Genomic DNA, 14,208 nt, shown 5'->3' on the forward strand with positions numbered 1-14,208 from the left:
CCGACCCTGTATCCAGGTGACTCATGACTGCGCGCATTCTTGTCGTCGACGACGTACCTGCCAATGTGAAGCTTCTGGAAGCCCGGCTGCTTGCCGAGTATTTCGAGGTGATCACCGCGAATTCCGGCGCCGATGCGCTGGAGGCCTGTGAAAACGGCAAGATCGACGTCGTGCTGCTCGACGTCATGATGCCGGAGATGGACGGCTTCGAAGTGTGCAGCCGCCTCAAGGCCGATCCGGCCACGCAGCACATTCCCGTGGTTATGGTCACCGCACTCGACCAGATCAGCGATCGCGTGCGCGGCCTGGAGGCCGGTGCGGACGATTTCCTGACCAAGCCCGTCAACGACCTGCAATTGATGACGCGCGTCAAGAGCCTTGTGCGGCTCAAGATGCTGACCGATGAGCTTCGCCTGCGTGCCTCGACGACCCGCAACATCGGGATCGAAGAGCTTTTGAGCCGTCGCGGCTCGATGCCGGAGGCTGTCCCGCAGGTGTTGTTGGTGGACGATCGCCCGACCTCGGCGGAACGATTTGCGAAGATGGTGCGTGGCCGTTGCGAACTGACGCTCAACCCCGATCCACAGGCAGCGTTCTTCCAGGCTGCGGAAGGCGGGTTTGACTGTGTCATCCTCTCGACCGGGCTCAAGGACTACGATCCGCTGCGCCTTTGCTCGCAACTGCGTACGCTGGATCGCACGCGCTTCGTGCCGATCATGCTGATCGCGGGTGAAGGCGAGGAAGAAAGGCTCGTGCGCGGGCTCGAACTCGGCGTCAACGACTATCTCGTGCGCCCCGTCGACCAGCATGAGCTCGTGGCGCGCCTGGCGACGCAGATCAGGCGAAAGCGCTACAATGACCATTTGCGCGCCAGCCTTGCACAGACCATCGAAATGGCGGTGACGGATGGCCTGACCGGCCTGCACAACCGGCGCTATCTCGATAGCCATCTCGCCACGCTGTTTGAGCGGGCCAGAAGCCGCAACAGGCCGCTGTCGCTGATGATCACCGACATTGACCGGTTCAAGGCGATCAACGACGGTTGGGGACACGACGTCGGCGACGAGGTGCTGCGCGAGTTTGCCAGCCGATTGCGCAAGAACGTGCGCGGCATCGATCTGGCCTGCCGCATGGGCGGTGAAGAGTTCGTCGTCGTCATGCCGGATACCGAGCCCGCGATCGCCGAGAAGGTCGCCGAGCGGATCCGCATGCAGATCGCGCAGACGCCGTTTCCAACCGGCACCGCCGGCGAGGCCATCGAGGTCACGGTTAGCGTCGGCGTTGCCGGCATTGGACCCGGTGTCGATACGGTGGAGACGCTGATGAAGCGGGCCGACATTGCTCTCTACGAAGCCAAGAATGGCGGCCGCAACCGGGTTGTCGCCGCGGCTGCCTGAAACTTGCCGATTCAAGTGTACCCGGTGCCTTGGCTGTCCCGAAATGACAGAAATTTACCCTATTCTGTGAGAATCCGGGTCGATAGTTAAGAAACTGTTGATTTCTTTCCGGTCCTGCGCGAAGGTCACCTTGGGTAACGCGGCGGGCACTTCGGTGAACGCCGTTTTCGGATACCCCATGATGCTCAGGTCCGCCGCATCTCCTGGGTCCGTGGGGTTGGCCGGTTGGCGCTGGCGCATAGTGGCCTCCTCGTACCGCTGTCAGATTGCCGACCGGCCCCCTTTACCCGCTCCCGATGAACATTCCCGTTCCACGGCGCCTCAAGGGGGCCGGCAGCGCGCTAGATCAACCGCATGCCCTTCAGGCTCGAATGGCCATTTCGCCCGACGATGATGTGGTCGTGAACGGTTATGCCCAGCGGCCGCGCCGTTTCGATGATCGTTTTCGTCATGTCGATGTCAGCGCGCGACGGGCTGGGGTCCCCCGAGGGATGGTTGTGCACCAGAATGATCGCCGTAGCCGAGAGTTCAAGACCACGGCGCACGACTTCGCGTGGATAGACCGGCGTGTGGTCGACCGTGCCGGACTGCTGCACTTCGTCGGCAATCAGCACGTTCTTCTTGTCGAGGAACAGGATACGAAACTGCTCGCGGGGCTCGAACGCCATCGCCGCGCGGCAGTAGTCGATGACCTGTTGCCATGAGCCGAGCACAGGGCGCCGGGCGATCTCTCCCTTGGCCATGCGCGCGGCGGCGGCGGCGACGACCTTGATGTCGATGGCAACTGCGTCTCCGATCCCATTGACCTCGCGCAGGAGATGTTCGGGTGCGCCGAGCACTTCCGCGAAGGAACCGAACCGGTTCAGCAGAGCCTTGGCCAATGACTTGGTGTCGGCGCGCGGAATGGAGCGGAAAAGCAGCAGTTCCAGCAGTTCGTAGTCGGCCAGCGCCGCCGCGCCGCCCTCGCGAAACCGTGCGCGCAGTCGGTCTCGATGGCCGTGAAAATGCGGTTTCGCCTTGCCTTTCTTTTCAGCAGTGGGAGGCGCTAGGTGACGTTCGGAGAAGAACCCGCGTTCGTCGCTGTCGTCGCCGTGCATTGCTCGCCCTCGCTGCCATTAACCGCGCAAGGATAGGCGATGCATTTCATACGGCAAGACCAGGCGTGTCCAGGCCGCCCGGCGAGCGGGTGAAGACTTCGCAGCCGTCCGAAGTGACGCCAACCGTGTGCTCGTATTGGGCCGACAGGGAGCGGTCGCGCGTTACAGCGGTCCAGCCATCCGACAGGACTTTCACATGCGGGCGTCCGAGATTGATCATCGGCTCGATCGTGAAGATCATGCCTTCGCGCATTTCCACGCCCTCATTGACGCTGCCGTAGTGAAGGATGTTCGGCGCGTCGTGAAACAGCCTGCCGACGCCGTGGCCGCAGAAGTCGCGGACCACGGAGCAACGCTCGGCTTCCGCGAAGGACTGGATGGCCGCGCCGATCGCGCCCGTGCGTGCACCAGGCCTGACGGCGGCGATGCCGCGCACGAGGCATTCGTGGGTGACTTCCATCAGCCGCTCAGCCGCACGCTTGATCTGCCCCACAGGATACATGCGACTCGAATCGCCATGCCAGCCATCCAGGATATAGGTGACATCGATGTTGACGATGTCGCCTTCGCGCAGGGGCTTGGCGTCGGGAATCCCGTGGCAGACCACGTGGTTGATCGATGTACAGGACGATTTGGTGTAGCCGCGATAATTCAGCGTCGCCGGCAGAGCGCCGTGGTCCATGCCGAATTCGAACACGAAACGGTCGATCGTCTCTGTCGGCACGCCCGGTTCGACGATGCCAGCCAGTGCGTCGAGGCAGCGCGCCGTCAACTGGCATGCCTTGCGCATACCCTCGAACGCTTCGGGTCCGTAGAGCCTGATCTGTCCGGTGTTGCGCAGCGGCGCAGTGTCCGCATCAAGATAGGTGACCATGAGAGCCGCTGACCTTGCTTTCGTTCAAGGCCTTCATTTCGCACCGAAGGCCGTCCGGTTCAAGGGGCGAGGCTGTTCTTCCAGGATTGGGAGAGTGCACTCGTCCTGCTGTCGATCGTCTGCCGCGCCTCAGCCAGGTCGGCGGGATTACGATAGAGCAGCTTCGACAGCGCCGATTCGGCCTCGGATCCGTCCGCGACCGCGTGCTCGAAGGCCTCCGGGCTCTCGCAACTGTCGGGGTTCTCGAGGTGGAACCGCCCCTGCGCCGCCCGCTCCACCAGACGCGCAATGGTCTGTTCCCCGCCGGTAACGCGCATGCGCATGCCGGGCAGGGCCAGGCCTTCCACGCGCGTCGACCATGTCTGGCCAGGCGAAATCGGCAAGGCGCGGGTGACCGTGCCGGTGCTGATGATGTCGCCGGCGTTGATGCCGCGCACCATGGGGCGCGCTTCAAGCCCGGCCAGGAGATGGCGAAGAGCCGACAGGGGACTGCCGAGCACGTTCGCAGCATCGCCTCTGTCCATCTCGGCGCCATCGCACATCAGCACGATCTGGAAGCGGGACAGGTCTGCGATCAACTGGTCGGCTGCAGCGTGATCGATCGGAGTGACCGGGCCGACAATGAGGGCTCCATGCATCGCGGCGGCAGCCACCGTATCCGCCGGCGAAAACCGCCAGTCCGCGTAGACCGACTGGACGATCTCGAAGCCATGCGCGATGCCGTCCAAGCAGCCCAGCAGCGTGCGGTCGTCCATGTCGGAGCGTGGCACGTTGGCAATGCGGAACATGATCTCCGGCTCGAGGCGCGGTTCGACGAACGCCTCAGCATCGAGATCGGTGGGCTGGCCGTCTTCCCCTGCGGATCGCACGGTACGGTCGTAGACCGGGGCCCAGATGGGCGCATGCACGCCGTATTCTTCCCAGATTGTCCGGTTGGTAAAGCCGATCTTCCAGCCGACCGGAACCATGCCACGCGCCATGCGCGCGGTGATAATGCGATCCGAAACGCCGTAGGCTGCTTCGAGGTCGAAGGAAGGGTGGCGATGGCTGATCGGAGCGATCTGCCGTCTGTCGTCATAAGCCTGAAGAATTGTTTCCGCGATGTCGGCCATTTTTCGTCCCCTGCACGGATAGTCCACGCAGGGGACGAAATGTCCAGTCGGTTATGTCGGCCAGCCGGATACGGCCTTGATTTCCAGGAAGTCCTCGATGCCGAATTTGCCGCCCTCGCGACCGAGGCCAGACTGCTTGTAGCCGCCAAACGGGCTGCCGGGTGCGCGGCTGGCGCCGTTGACCTGGACCATGCCGGCCTGCAACTGGCGCGATACGCGCCTTGCACGTTCCGGGTCGCCCGTCTGCACATAGCTGGCGAGGCCGTACGGCGTGTCATTGGCGATGCGGATCGCCTCTTCCTCGGTCTCGAAGGGGATCATCGCGAGCACCGGGCCGAATATCTCCTCTCGCGCGATCGTCATCTCGCTGGTCACGTCGGCGAACACGGTGGGGCGCACATAGTAGCCACGGTTGAACCCCTCGGGACGGCCTGGCCCCCCTGCCAGAAGCCGCGCGCCTTCCTTGATGCCGATCTCGATGAGGCCCTGAACCTTGTCGAACTGAGCCTGCGAGACGAGCGGGCCGATATGGCCACCATCTTCCGCTGGATTTCCTACCTTGGCTGCCTTCGCATGGCGCTCTGCGATCTCTACCGCGCGATCATAGACGGGCCGTTCCACAAGCATCCGTGTCGGCGCGTTGCACGACTGCCCCGTGTTCTCGAAGCAGTGATCGAGCCCGCGCATGACGGCATCCTCGAGATCCGCATCGGCGAAGACGAGGTTCGGCGATTTTCCGCCCAGTTCCAGCGTGACGCGCTTGACGGTATCGGCAGAGCCTTTCGTGACCGCCACGCCGGCCCGCGTGGAGCCGGTGAACGACATCATGTCGATGTCTGGATGGCGCGACATTGCTTCCCCGACGCCCAGCCCGTCGCCATTGACGAGGTTGAAGACGCCCGCCGGAAAGCCTGCCTCGTCCATGAACTCGGCAAAGAGCAGCGACGACATCGGCGCGATCTCGGAAGGCTTGAGCACCACGGTGCAACCCACTCCGACGGCCGGCACCACCTTGAGAGCGACCTGGTTCATCGGCCAGTTCCACGGCGTGATGAGGCCGCAAACGCCGATCGGCTCCCGGATGATGCGTTCCTGCGGGTAGCGCTCGTCGAGAGCGTGATCGAACGCGAACGCCTTCAGCGTCCTGATGAAGTTCTTGATATGGTAGCTTCCGGCTGCTGCCTGTTCCTCGATCGCGAGCTTAAGGGGGGCGCCCATTTCGCTGCTGATCGCCTTGGCCATCTCGTCGGCACGGGCATTGTAGACGTCAAGCAGCTTTTCGAGCAGCCCAACACGTTGATCCAGGGGCGTTGCCGCCCACGGGCCAAAGGCCCTGCGGGCCGCTGCGACCGCCTTGTCGACGTCCGCCGCCGCGCCGAGCGATATGACGGCAAAAGGCTGCTCGTCAGCGGGATTGACCACCTCAAGCTCGCGTGGCGCGGTCGGCGCAACCCACTTGCCGTCGATGTAGAAATCGGTCCTGCGAAGCATGAATGTCTCCTCGAAGCGCATCGTTGTGCTGGGTGTCTTAGCGAAAACGCCGTTCGAACGATACCACTGAGGCGACGTGCGCACGGGAACGGCAGACGCAAAAAGAAAAGGCCCGCTGCGGGAGGAGGTGCAGCGGGCCCGATCTGATATGCGACGAGGGAGGAGGTTCGTCGCATCCGATACTGACAATCTGGGAGGAGGTAGATCGTCAGTAACACTGACCTATCTCGTTGCCGCTGGTTTGTGCAACCATTATTTCTGCATGGCAGTTGTGCAATCTCGGAATACCGGGTCGCAAGGCGCAGAAATCGGGCAGCGCAGACCGGAGCAAAAAACCGGTTGTCGCGTTGTAGATCAAAGGAGACTGATCATGACCGAGACATTATGGCTCTTTGCCGTCATTGGCGGCCCACTCATCATCGGTGCCGCGATCGCGTACGCACTGCTGACGAGACGTACGCGCTCGACGGGCGAGGCTGTCGCCCAGCGCCAGGCAACGCGCCGTCTTTACGAGGAAGAGGAAAAACAGCCCGCTCCGGAACCCATCCGTAGGGCTCTCGAACCCGATACGGCGACGGAACACTCCAAGGAGACGGCCGCAACGCGTTCGCTTCACGCTGAGCAGCGTGCTCAGGCCAACGGCGAAGGCGAGCTTGAGGAAGGGTTGGAAGATACCTTTCCGGCCAGCGACCCTGTGTCGGCAACGTCCAACACGACGACCGGTGGACCGCGGAAGGAGCGGGCCTAAGTCGTGCAGGGTGTCAGCTCAGTAGTCGCGCTCGAAGAACACGCCGACTGAGCTGTCGCCGTCGCTTCCGACCGAGCCACGCGCCTTCAGGTCTTCGGTGATGTCGAGATTGATCGTGCCGCGTGTCGTGCCTTGCGCGCCAGCCTCAACGCCCAGGTAGATGTTGTCCTGGATATAGCGGCCCGCGCGCACGGCAGCGTTGCCTTCGCTGTCGGTGACGATGTCGAGATCGTCGAGCCCGGCGGCATTGCGCAGACTTCCCAGAAGCGACGTGTTGCCTCCGCCGGCGAGTTCGGCGGCGGCAGCAGCAAGCTGGGCGATCTGGAAGGCTGAGAGTTCGCTCATGCTTCGATTGAAGATCAACTGAGCGAGGACCTCGTCTTCGGGCAGTTCCGGCTGCGAAGAGAACGAGATGTCCAGTTCGGAAACGCGCCCGCTCACCGTGATGAACACCGTGACGTCACCGCTGCCGGAGCGAGCAACGAAGTTGAGGAATGGATCGAGGTCTCCCACCAGGGTCACCGTGCCTTCTTCGAAGGTGATGCGCTGGCCGAGGATCGACAGGCGTCCCCGGATCATCTCGAAGCCACCCACGGGCTGGATGTCTGTGACCGGCCCGGTCAGTTGGAGCCGACCGCCGAGTTCGGTGTCGAGCCCGCGTCCGCGCACGAAGATGCGCGCCGGGGCGTTGATGCCTACGTTCAATCTCAGCACGCTGGGGCGTGCGCTCGGCGTCGGGGTGCCGTCGTTTGCGCGAGCGCGGACGAGCGTCTGCCGGACGCCGGGAGGCGGATTTCGGTGAATGACATCGATCGCGGCCGCACTGCCGGAGAAGTTGTCCGGGACCGAGATTTCCGCGCGCTCCACGTTCAATTCGCCAGACAGCAGCGGGTCGCGCAACAGCGCGCCTGAGACGGCAAGATTGCCGCTAACGGTCGCGACCACCATGTCCCCATCGGCATAACGCGCACTGTCGAGACCAACCCGGATGTCGGCGGGAAAGCCTGCGGCAGCATTCGTCGATATGGTGCCGCTGGCGTTGATGGCACCGCCGGTTGCCAGCGCCGCATTGGCCGAACGGATCGTGACCGTTTCCCCATCGATCGAGGCCATCACGTTGATGTCGCGCAGGCGCACATTGCTGTCCGGGTCTACGACCTGCGCGCCGGTGGTCGAGGCCATGCCGCGGATCGCCGGTTGCTGGAGGCTTCCCGAAACCGTGCCGTTGAGTTCCACCGTACCGGAGAGCTGGGTACCACGGTCTGCGAGGAACTGGTTGGCAAGCGTCAATGGCGCAGAGCCGTTGAGATTGATCGAAAGGCCGCCGCCGGAAAGCGGAACAGTGCCGCTTGCATCAAGGCGGAGGCCTTGCGGCCCGGTGACGGACACAGACGAAAGCGTGACGGTCTGGTCGACGAAGCGCCCGATGGCTGTCGCTTCGAGAGACTGAATTCCTGCTGCGGCGAGTGGTGCTGCGCGAAGGCTGGCACCGCGAATGTCGAACGTCGCCTGCGGAGCTGCGATCGTTCCGCTGACACTTGCGGCGCCGGAGATCGTGCCGCCGAGATCCTGCCCCGGAACGGCGGTGTTCAAAGCCGCCAGAGGAAACGCGTCGAGGTCGACATCGAGCGCGATCTGCCCATCGTCGAGAGGTATGGCGCCCTGCGCCGAAGCGCGAAGGCCCTCCGGGCTCGTGACGGACGCGTCGATGTTGAGGCGCTGCCCGCTGGTGCTGCCGGTCGCTTCGACGTTGAGCGCGCTTTGTCCGGCTTGCCGCAGTGCTGCCGCCGTGATGGTCTGGCCGCGAAGGGTGAAGCGTGCGTCAGGCGCATCGCGGGTGCCGCCGATTTCGGCCTGCGCATCGATAGTGCCGCCAAGGTCGAGATCGGGGCGCACCAGATTGGCGATCGACAGCGGAAGCTGCGTTACGTCGACCGTCATCTCGATCGTGTTGGCGATCCGCCCATCGGCGGCAATACGGCCACCGGCCACGTCGACGACCAGTGCATCGATGTCGATCGCATCGCCGTCAACGAGAAGCGATGCCGGCTCGAGAAGGCGTGCCGCGACGACGCCTTGTCCGAATGAAGCCTCTTCGAGACTGACACGGTAGCCGTTGCCTTCCGGTGCGAGCGTTCCGACAGCACGTGCTTCGGCGCCGTTATCGAGCGTGGCGTCGGCTTCGAACTGTGTGGTTCCGCCCGAGCTCTGCGCCTCGGCGCTCAATGTGGCGACGTTCACGCCGCCGGCGACGACGCCCTGCGCGCGAACCGTACCGTCGATGGCGGGCACGTTGAACAGATCGACGACGGTCGCTTCAAGTTCGGCACTTTCGACGGCGGTCTGATCAAGGCGGAACGTCCGCACGGTGGCCTGCGCTTCAACGTTCTGGCGGCCTTCCTGTGTAGAGGAGAGGGTGACTCTCGCGTCTACAGCGCCGCTTGCCTCGACAAGCGCCAAGGCCGCGGCCGTCGAAATGTCCGGTGCGTCGACGAGCAGTTCGCCGTCGACGAGGCCGGTCGGACCGCGGGTGAGGGCGCCCGTCGCGCGTGCGCCGCCCGCGGTGAAATCCAGGTCGGTCAGCCGCTGCGAACCGTCGGCGATGCCGATGCCGGCGGCAAGCTGCACGCGGACGCCTTCGAGGAAGGCATCACCGCCCAGCGTTCCGTCAAGCGCCGAATCCTGCAGCGTGCCTTCGAATGTGACGCGCGCCTCCGACAGTTGCTTTCCCGCGAGACGTCCCTGCGGCACGGACGCCATCGTCGTCAATGTGATGACGCCGTCCGTTCCGGAGGCACGGCCGCTGGCTTCCAGGCGGCCCTCGGCCTGCTGGGTGACAAGTGCCAGGTCAGAAAGAGTCAGCGCATAGTCGAAATCCGCAGCCTCGGAAGCGAAAGTGCCGTCGGCCGTCAATTCGATTCGGTCATTGCCGATGCGCAGATCGTCGGCCACCAGCCCGGTTTCGCCACGCGCCACGCGGCCAGTAATGGTGGTGATACCGCCAAGCAGATTGTCAGCGGCCTCTATGCCGATCCGCAACTCGTCGGCCGTGCTGTCGATGGTGAGATCGAAGGCGCCGCTGACGGGCCTGACTTCGCCTCTGGCACGAAGCTCGATCGCCCCTTGGAGGTCGCGTCCGGCCATGCCAGAAAACGGCGCGATGCTCTCGGCTTCCACCGCGAGGTCGCCATTGAATGCCAGGTCGGCAATGTCTCCCTGCAAGGAAACGGACAGCCCATTGCCCGAGAGGATCGCATTGGCAAGCTCAATCGGCTCTCCGGCGTTCCATGATCCATCGACGTCGAGCGAAATCTCCTCGCCCAGCGCTTCGCCGATGTCCGCCCGTGTCGCGATGATCCCCGACATGAGCCCGTCGACGCCAAAAGTGACGCTACGCTCTGCCGCGATGTCGAGGTTCCGAGCCTGCCCGCCGAGATCAAAAGTTGCGCGGCTTGCGGTGAAGTCAGGCGTCGCCAGCTCCTCGATGGTGATAGCGCCCGACCACTCCTCGTCTGCGCTCTCGCCGAACGACAGTACGAGGTTGGCACCTTGGACGGTCGTCTGGCCACCGGGCACTGGCAGCAGGATCGGGTCGCCGGTCCCGTCATCAACGGAGGCGTCGAGGTTCAGGCGGCGCAGGAAGCCATCGGCGCTTGTCTCCGCGCTCGCAGCGAGTTCGAGAGCCGCGCTCTCCAGGCTGAGCGCGTCGAGACGCATGCCGCCCCCGTCCTTGACGAGGCCGCGCGCGTCCAGCGTTGTCTCAGCGCCGAAGAAGTCGCGAAACTGCGCCGGGATGAGCTGCGCGATAGGCCCCGAAAGCTGGGCTGCGTAGCCAAGTCCTCCGTCCTGCTGGCGAAGCTGCGTGGCGCCGGTCAATATCCGTTCTCCCGCAGCATCCAGCGTGAGCTCGACGTCGAGTGACGACAACGGACCGCTGCCGGCGACGCTGAGGTCGACGGGGGGGCGACCCTCGATGTTCAGCAGATTTGCCACGATGCCGTTTTCCGGCTCCGACAAAGTGAGGTCCAGTTCGAGTTGTTCGCTGGCGTTGGCGTAGGCGGCATCCAGGGAAAACTCGCCGCCGGGCCCATCGAGGCGCGTGATGTCGAGCGCAGTATCGAGCGAGCCGTCGGCCAGATTGATGCGGCCGGTCACGGACAGCTCCGATTCGAGGCCGAATACGTCGCGGCCGAAGCTGATCGACGGTGCCTGCAATTCATCGAGATTAACCGCGATCGGCAATTCGGGTACCGCGAACCCGCTCGATTCGGGGGATGGAAGGCTCTCGTCGGGGATCGGACGCCGCACGACCTCGATGCGGTCGGCAGACAGCGTGTCGATCTGCAGCCGCTGGCTGAATATCAGTGCCGAACGACTCCAGACGATCGATGCGTTCTCGATGCGTAGCCACACACCCTCGTCGTCGGCGACCGTAATGAGTTCCACCTGCGCATTCGACGATAGCGCACCTTGGATGTTCTGGATGCGGATCTGCCGATTTGGCGCAGAAAGGCGGTCCTCGACGAATGAGAGGAACAGGCCGCGCTCTTCTTCCGGTGTCTCATCCTGCGGGAAGGCAGGGAAAGCGAAGAGCAGCAGCAGAAGCGTAGAAAGAATGCGCATCAGAAGGCCTGTCCTATGCCGACATAGATCGCGACACTGGGATCGCCGGAGCGTCGGTCGAGGGGCATCGCAACATCGAGGCGGATCGGTCCGAGGCCGGTGAGATAGCGCAGGCCGGCACCGACGCCGATGCGTATGTCTTCGTCGAAGCCCGGAATGGACTCTTCGCCGACATAGCCGGCATCGACGAAGCCGACGAGCCCGATCGTCTCGGTGACGCGCACGCGCGCTTCGAGCGACGCTTCGATGAGCGACCTGCCGCCGACCACGTTGCCGGCCGCCGTCGGCACGCCGATGTTGCGGTAGGCGTAGCCTCGAACGGAACCGCCGCCGCCGGCAAAGAACAGCATGTCCGGCGGCAGTTCAGAAATCGGCGGGCCGACAAGCGCACCGAGCTTCAGCCGACCTGCCAGCACAAAGGGGCTGTCCTCGCCGAAACCGTAATAGGCGCGCGCCTCTGCCGTTGCACGAGCAGCAAAGTTCTCGTACTGGAATTCATAGAAGGGATCGAGAGACCCCTCCAGGAAGACGCCGCGCGTGGCGTCGGCCGGATCGTCGCGACTGTCATAGGCGAGACGACCTGACAGGCCGAGCGTGGTGAAATCGCGCTCGCCGAACTCGTCGTCCTCAAACCGGGCGTAGCCGCCATTGGCGAAGAGTTTACCGGACAGTTCCTCGGTGAAGAGGTGGCTGTAGCCGGCTGTCGCGGTCACGGCCGTGCGGGTGTAGGCGTCGAGCACCTCGCGGTCGCCGAACAGCGAGGCGGAGAAGTCCGTATCGGGCGTATAGACGCCCGGCTTCACGAAGCTCGCACCAACGCGGTAGGTGAATTCGTCTGGTTTGTAGGTCTCGCCGATGCCGGCGACCTTCGCCTCGACACGCAGGCGTTCGGCACGGCCGAACAGATTGCGGTGGAGCCAGAAGGTCTCAAGGCCAAGGCCATCGACCGTGGAATAGGTTCCGCCGACACCGAAGCGGCGTGCCTCACGCTCCTGCACGATATAGGTGATCGGCAGCATGCCGTTCTCGTCGATCACGTCGGCTTCCTGGAAACGGGCGGCTCGGAACACGTCGAGCCTCGCGATACGCGTGCCGGCACGCGTCAGGTCATCAGGATCATATTCCTGCCCCGGCTGCAGCCCGGTCATCCAGGCCAGCCATTCCGGGTCGATGCGTTCCGTACCTTGCACCACCACCGGCGCATACGTGGCCCTGCGTCCCGGATCAACGGTGACGCGCGCATCGATGACATCGGTGTCGTGCGCGGCTTCGACACGACGTTCGGCGATTTCTGCCTTTGCGTGGCCTTGCTGGCGCCAAGCTTCGACGGAGAGCCGCTCGGCGCGCAATATCGTGCCTGACCGGGCTATCTCGCCGGGCGCATAGCCATCCTCACGCGGATCGTCCACGACATCGTTCGCTTCCTGGGCCGGCGGCGCTTCATTGATGATTTCAGCCTGGCGAAAGGTGAACAGGGGACCGGGCTGAACACTGACGAGGATGCTGGCGGGCTCGGCCAGCGTTGCGTCCGGTGCAAGGTCCGAGGCCTCGCGGCCATCGATGAGGATCGAAATGGTCCCGCCGTAACGGCCTTCCGAATAAAGCGTGGCGAGAAGCCGACGATAGTCGCCGCGTGCCTTAGCGATCAAGCCGGCCGCGCCGGAGGCCGGCTCGTCCCGTTCGCCCCAAAGGTTCGAGGCAGATTGCAGCGTATCCTCAATGTCGGAATCGCCCGTTTCCTGGACGCTGAATTCGATCTCGTATGTCTGGGGATCGCCGATGACGAGGTCTTCTTCGGCAGGTTCCCGTTCGCCGAAAAGATGAATCCCGAATAGTTCGAATGCATGCGCCGGCAATGGTGCGGCGACGAACGCGGCGCAGACCAACGACGACAACAAGCGGCCTGCGTGCCGGAATGGCGATCTGCGCCTGATCAAACGGACACCTTACTTAACACGATGACGGCGCCGGGTACGATGGCTTCTGCCCGACGCCATTTTCGATGTCATAACATTAACATCCGCTTAGTGGGATGACGAACGGGCAATCTATCGGTGGGGGACCGCATTGTCCAACTGGCAGCGGTCACGGAATGTTACCGGGGAAGCGGGAACGCTGCTCCCTGACATCGCGTTTCCAATCACGCAATCGTGCGAGTGGAGTTTGATCATGCCTGCAAAATCGAAAGCACAGCAGAAGGCGGCCGGCGCCGCTCTGTCGGCCAAACGCGGAGACACCAAGAAGGCGGAACTGAAGGGCGCCTCGAAGGGAATGTACGAATCGATGAGCGAGGACCAGTTGGAGGACTTCGCCGAAACAAAGCGCAAGGGCCTACCCGACAAGAAGTCCGACTAATCGTCGCTGACCCTCTCGCGGGCTGCAAGAAACGCGGCGATCGCTGGAATCTGAAGGTGCTCGACCAAAGCGACGCGCTCGGGCGTGAAGTGGTTTTCTGCGTCGAGCATATTGACCGTGCCGAGCACCTTTCCACCGACGAAGACCGGCATGTTGACGCATGATCGACATCCGAGCGATCCGATCAGTTCCCAGTCGGGAAAATGGCCCGCGATCGCTTCCAGCGTGTTTGCGACGAACAGGTTCTTCCCGATCACGACCTGCTCGAACCATGGATCGATGGTAATCGGCTTGGTGCCGGAGACGGGGTAGGCGTCGGGCATGTTCGTGTAGAGGCGGCGCGCAAGCTCAGCCTCCATGTCGACGGTCGTCACCGTAAAAAGCCTCGCGCCGACAATGTGCTGAGCGAGTGTTTGCAGCGCCATCCACGGAGCGTCTTCTCCCGTTTCCTCGCCAAGCGCACGTCTGAATGCGTTCAACGCGGCGCTGACTGATCTCGATTTCATCGGGC

The 14,208-nt window shown here is 63.6% G+C and carries 11 protein-coding genes; 3 read left to right on the top strand and 8 right to left on the bottom strand.

Features of this window, described 5'->3' with window-relative positions:
* Positions 1-23 precede the first annotated feature (23 nt).
* The gene (locus AAFN84_RS05705; protein WP_347513525.1) at positions 24-1,397 is read left to right on the top strand and encodes a PleD family two-component system response regulator; all 1,374 of its coding nucleotides are present in this window, start codon (positions 24-26) and stop codon (positions 1,395-1,397) included.
* Positions 1,398-1,451: 54 nt separating this feature from the next.
* Here AAFN84_RS05705 and AAFN84_RS05710 read toward each other — a convergent pair whose 3' ends face one another.
* From AAFN84_RS05710 to AAFN84_RS05730, 5 genes are all read right to left on the bottom strand, one after another.
* Complete coding sequence (locus AAFN84_RS05710) at positions 1,452-1,637, bottom strand: hypothetical protein (RefSeq protein WP_347513526.1); 186 nt, start codon at positions 1,635-1,637, stop codon at positions 1,452-1,454.
* A 101-nt stretch (positions 1,638-1,738) separates the two neighbouring features.
* Entirely contained in the window at positions 1,739-2,494 is a 756-nt protein-coding gene (gene radC, locus AAFN84_RS05715) for a DNA repair protein RadC (protein ID WP_347513527.1), read from the bottom strand.
* A 46-nt stretch (positions 2,495-2,540) separates the two neighbouring features.
* Positions 2,541-3,368, bottom strand: coding sequence for a type I methionyl aminopeptidase (gene map, locus AAFN84_RS05720; protein ID WP_347513528.1), 828 nt, complete (start codon positions 3,366-3,368; stop codon positions 2,541-2,543).
* A gap of 59 nt (positions 3,369-3,427) precedes the next feature.
* Complete coding sequence (locus AAFN84_RS05725; protein WP_347513529.1) at positions 3,428-4,480, bottom strand: fumarylacetoacetate hydrolase family protein; 1,053 nt, start codon at positions 4,478-4,480, stop codon at positions 3,428-3,430.
* Between the two features lie 51 nt (positions 4,481-4,531).
* A complete protein-coding gene (locus tag AAFN84_RS05730) occupies positions 4,532-5,971 on the bottom strand; it encodes an aldehyde dehydrogenase family protein (RefSeq protein ID WP_347513530.1) in 1,440 nt (479 codons plus the stop codon).
* Between the two features lie 370 nt (positions 5,972-6,341).
* Between AAFN84_RS05730 and AAFN84_RS05735 the strand changes: the two genes are divergently transcribed.
* Positions 6,342-6,719 carry a hypothetical protein gene (locus AAFN84_RS05735; RefSeq protein ID WP_347513531.1) on the top strand — a complete coding sequence of 126 codons (378 nt, stop codon included), beginning with the start codon at positions 6,342-6,344 and terminating at the stop codon, positions 6,717-6,719.
* Between the two features lie 18 nt (positions 6,720-6,737).
* Here AAFN84_RS05735 and AAFN84_RS05740 read toward each other — a convergent pair whose 3' ends face one another.
* Together AAFN84_RS05740 and AAFN84_RS05745 are read right to left on the bottom strand one after the other, a co-directional pair.
* The gene (locus AAFN84_RS05740; RefSeq protein ID WP_347513532.1) at positions 6,738-11,342 is read right to left on the bottom strand and encodes a translocation/assembly module TamB domain-containing protein; all 4,605 of its coding nucleotides are present in this window, start codon (positions 11,340-11,342) and stop codon (positions 6,738-6,740) included.
* Positions 11,342-13,237, bottom strand: coding sequence for an autotransporter assembly complex family protein (locus AAFN84_RS05745; RefSeq protein ID WP_347513533.1), 1,896 nt, complete (start codon positions 13,235-13,237; stop codon positions 11,342-11,344). Before AAFN84_RS05745 ends, AAFN84_RS05740 begins: the two co-directional genes overlap by 1 nt.
* 274 nt (positions 13,238-13,511) lie before the next feature.
* On the opposite strand from AAFN84_RS05745, the gene AAFN84_RS05750 reads away from it, so the two are divergent.
* Positions 13,512-13,697 carry a DUF3008 family protein gene (locus tag AAFN84_RS05750; RefSeq protein WP_347513534.1) on the top strand — a complete coding sequence of 62 codons (186 nt, stop codon included), beginning with the start codon at positions 13,512-13,514 and terminating at the stop codon, positions 13,695-13,697.
* Here the strand turns inward: AAFN84_RS05750 and AAFN84_RS05755 are convergent.
* Positions 13,694-14,203, bottom strand: a complete 510-nt coding sequence (locus AAFN84_RS05755) for a GAF domain-containing protein (protein WP_347513535.1) — start codon at positions 14,201-14,203, stop codon at positions 13,694-13,696. The genes AAFN84_RS05750 and AAFN84_RS05755 overlap by 4 nt on opposite strands.
* Positions 14,204-14,208: the final 5 nt, after the last annotated feature.

The sequence above is a fragment of the Mesorhizobium sp. CAU 1741 genome, assembly GCF_039839275.1.
Lineage (GTDB): Bacteria > Pseudomonadota > Alphaproteobacteria > Rhizobiales > Rhizobiaceae > Aerobium.

Coding starts and splice junctions, on each gene's coding strand:
- AAFN84_RS05705 (WP_347513525.1), top strand. CDS start 24: ATGACTGCGCGCATTCTTGTCGTCGACGACGTACCTGCCAATGTGAAG.
- AAFN84_RS05710 (WP_347513526.1), bottom strand. CDS start 1,637: ATGCGCCAGCGCCAACCGGCCAACCCCACGGACCCAGGAGATGCGGCG.
- radC (WP_347513527.1), bottom strand. CDS start 2,494: ATGCACGGCGACGACAGCGACGAACGCGGGTTCTTCTCCGAACGTCAC.
- map (WP_347513528.1), bottom strand. CDS start 3,368: ATGGTCACCTATCTTGATGCGGACACTGCGCCGCTGCGCAACACCGGA.
- AAFN84_RS05725 (WP_347513529.1), bottom strand. CDS start 4,480: ATGGCCGACATCGCGGAAACAATTCTTCAGGCTTATGACGACAGACGG.
- AAFN84_RS05730 (WP_347513530.1), bottom strand. CDS start 5,971: ATGCTTCGCAGGACCGATTTCTACATCGACGGCAAGTGGGTTGCGCCG.
- AAFN84_RS05735 (WP_347513531.1), top strand. CDS start 6,342: ATGACCGAGACATTATGGCTCTTTGCCGTCATTGGCGGCCCACTCATC.
- AAFN84_RS05740 (WP_347513532.1), bottom strand. CDS start 11,342: ATGCGCATTCTTTCTACGCTTCTGCTGCTGCTCTTCGCTTTCCCTGCC.
- AAFN84_RS05750 (WP_347513534.1), top strand. CDS start 13,512: ATGCCTGCAAAATCGAAAGCACAGCAGAAGGCGGCCGGCGCCGCTCTG.
- AAFN84_RS05755 (WP_347513535.1), bottom strand. CDS start 14,203: ATGAAATCGAGATCAGTCAGCGCCGCGTTGAACGCATTCAGACGTGCG.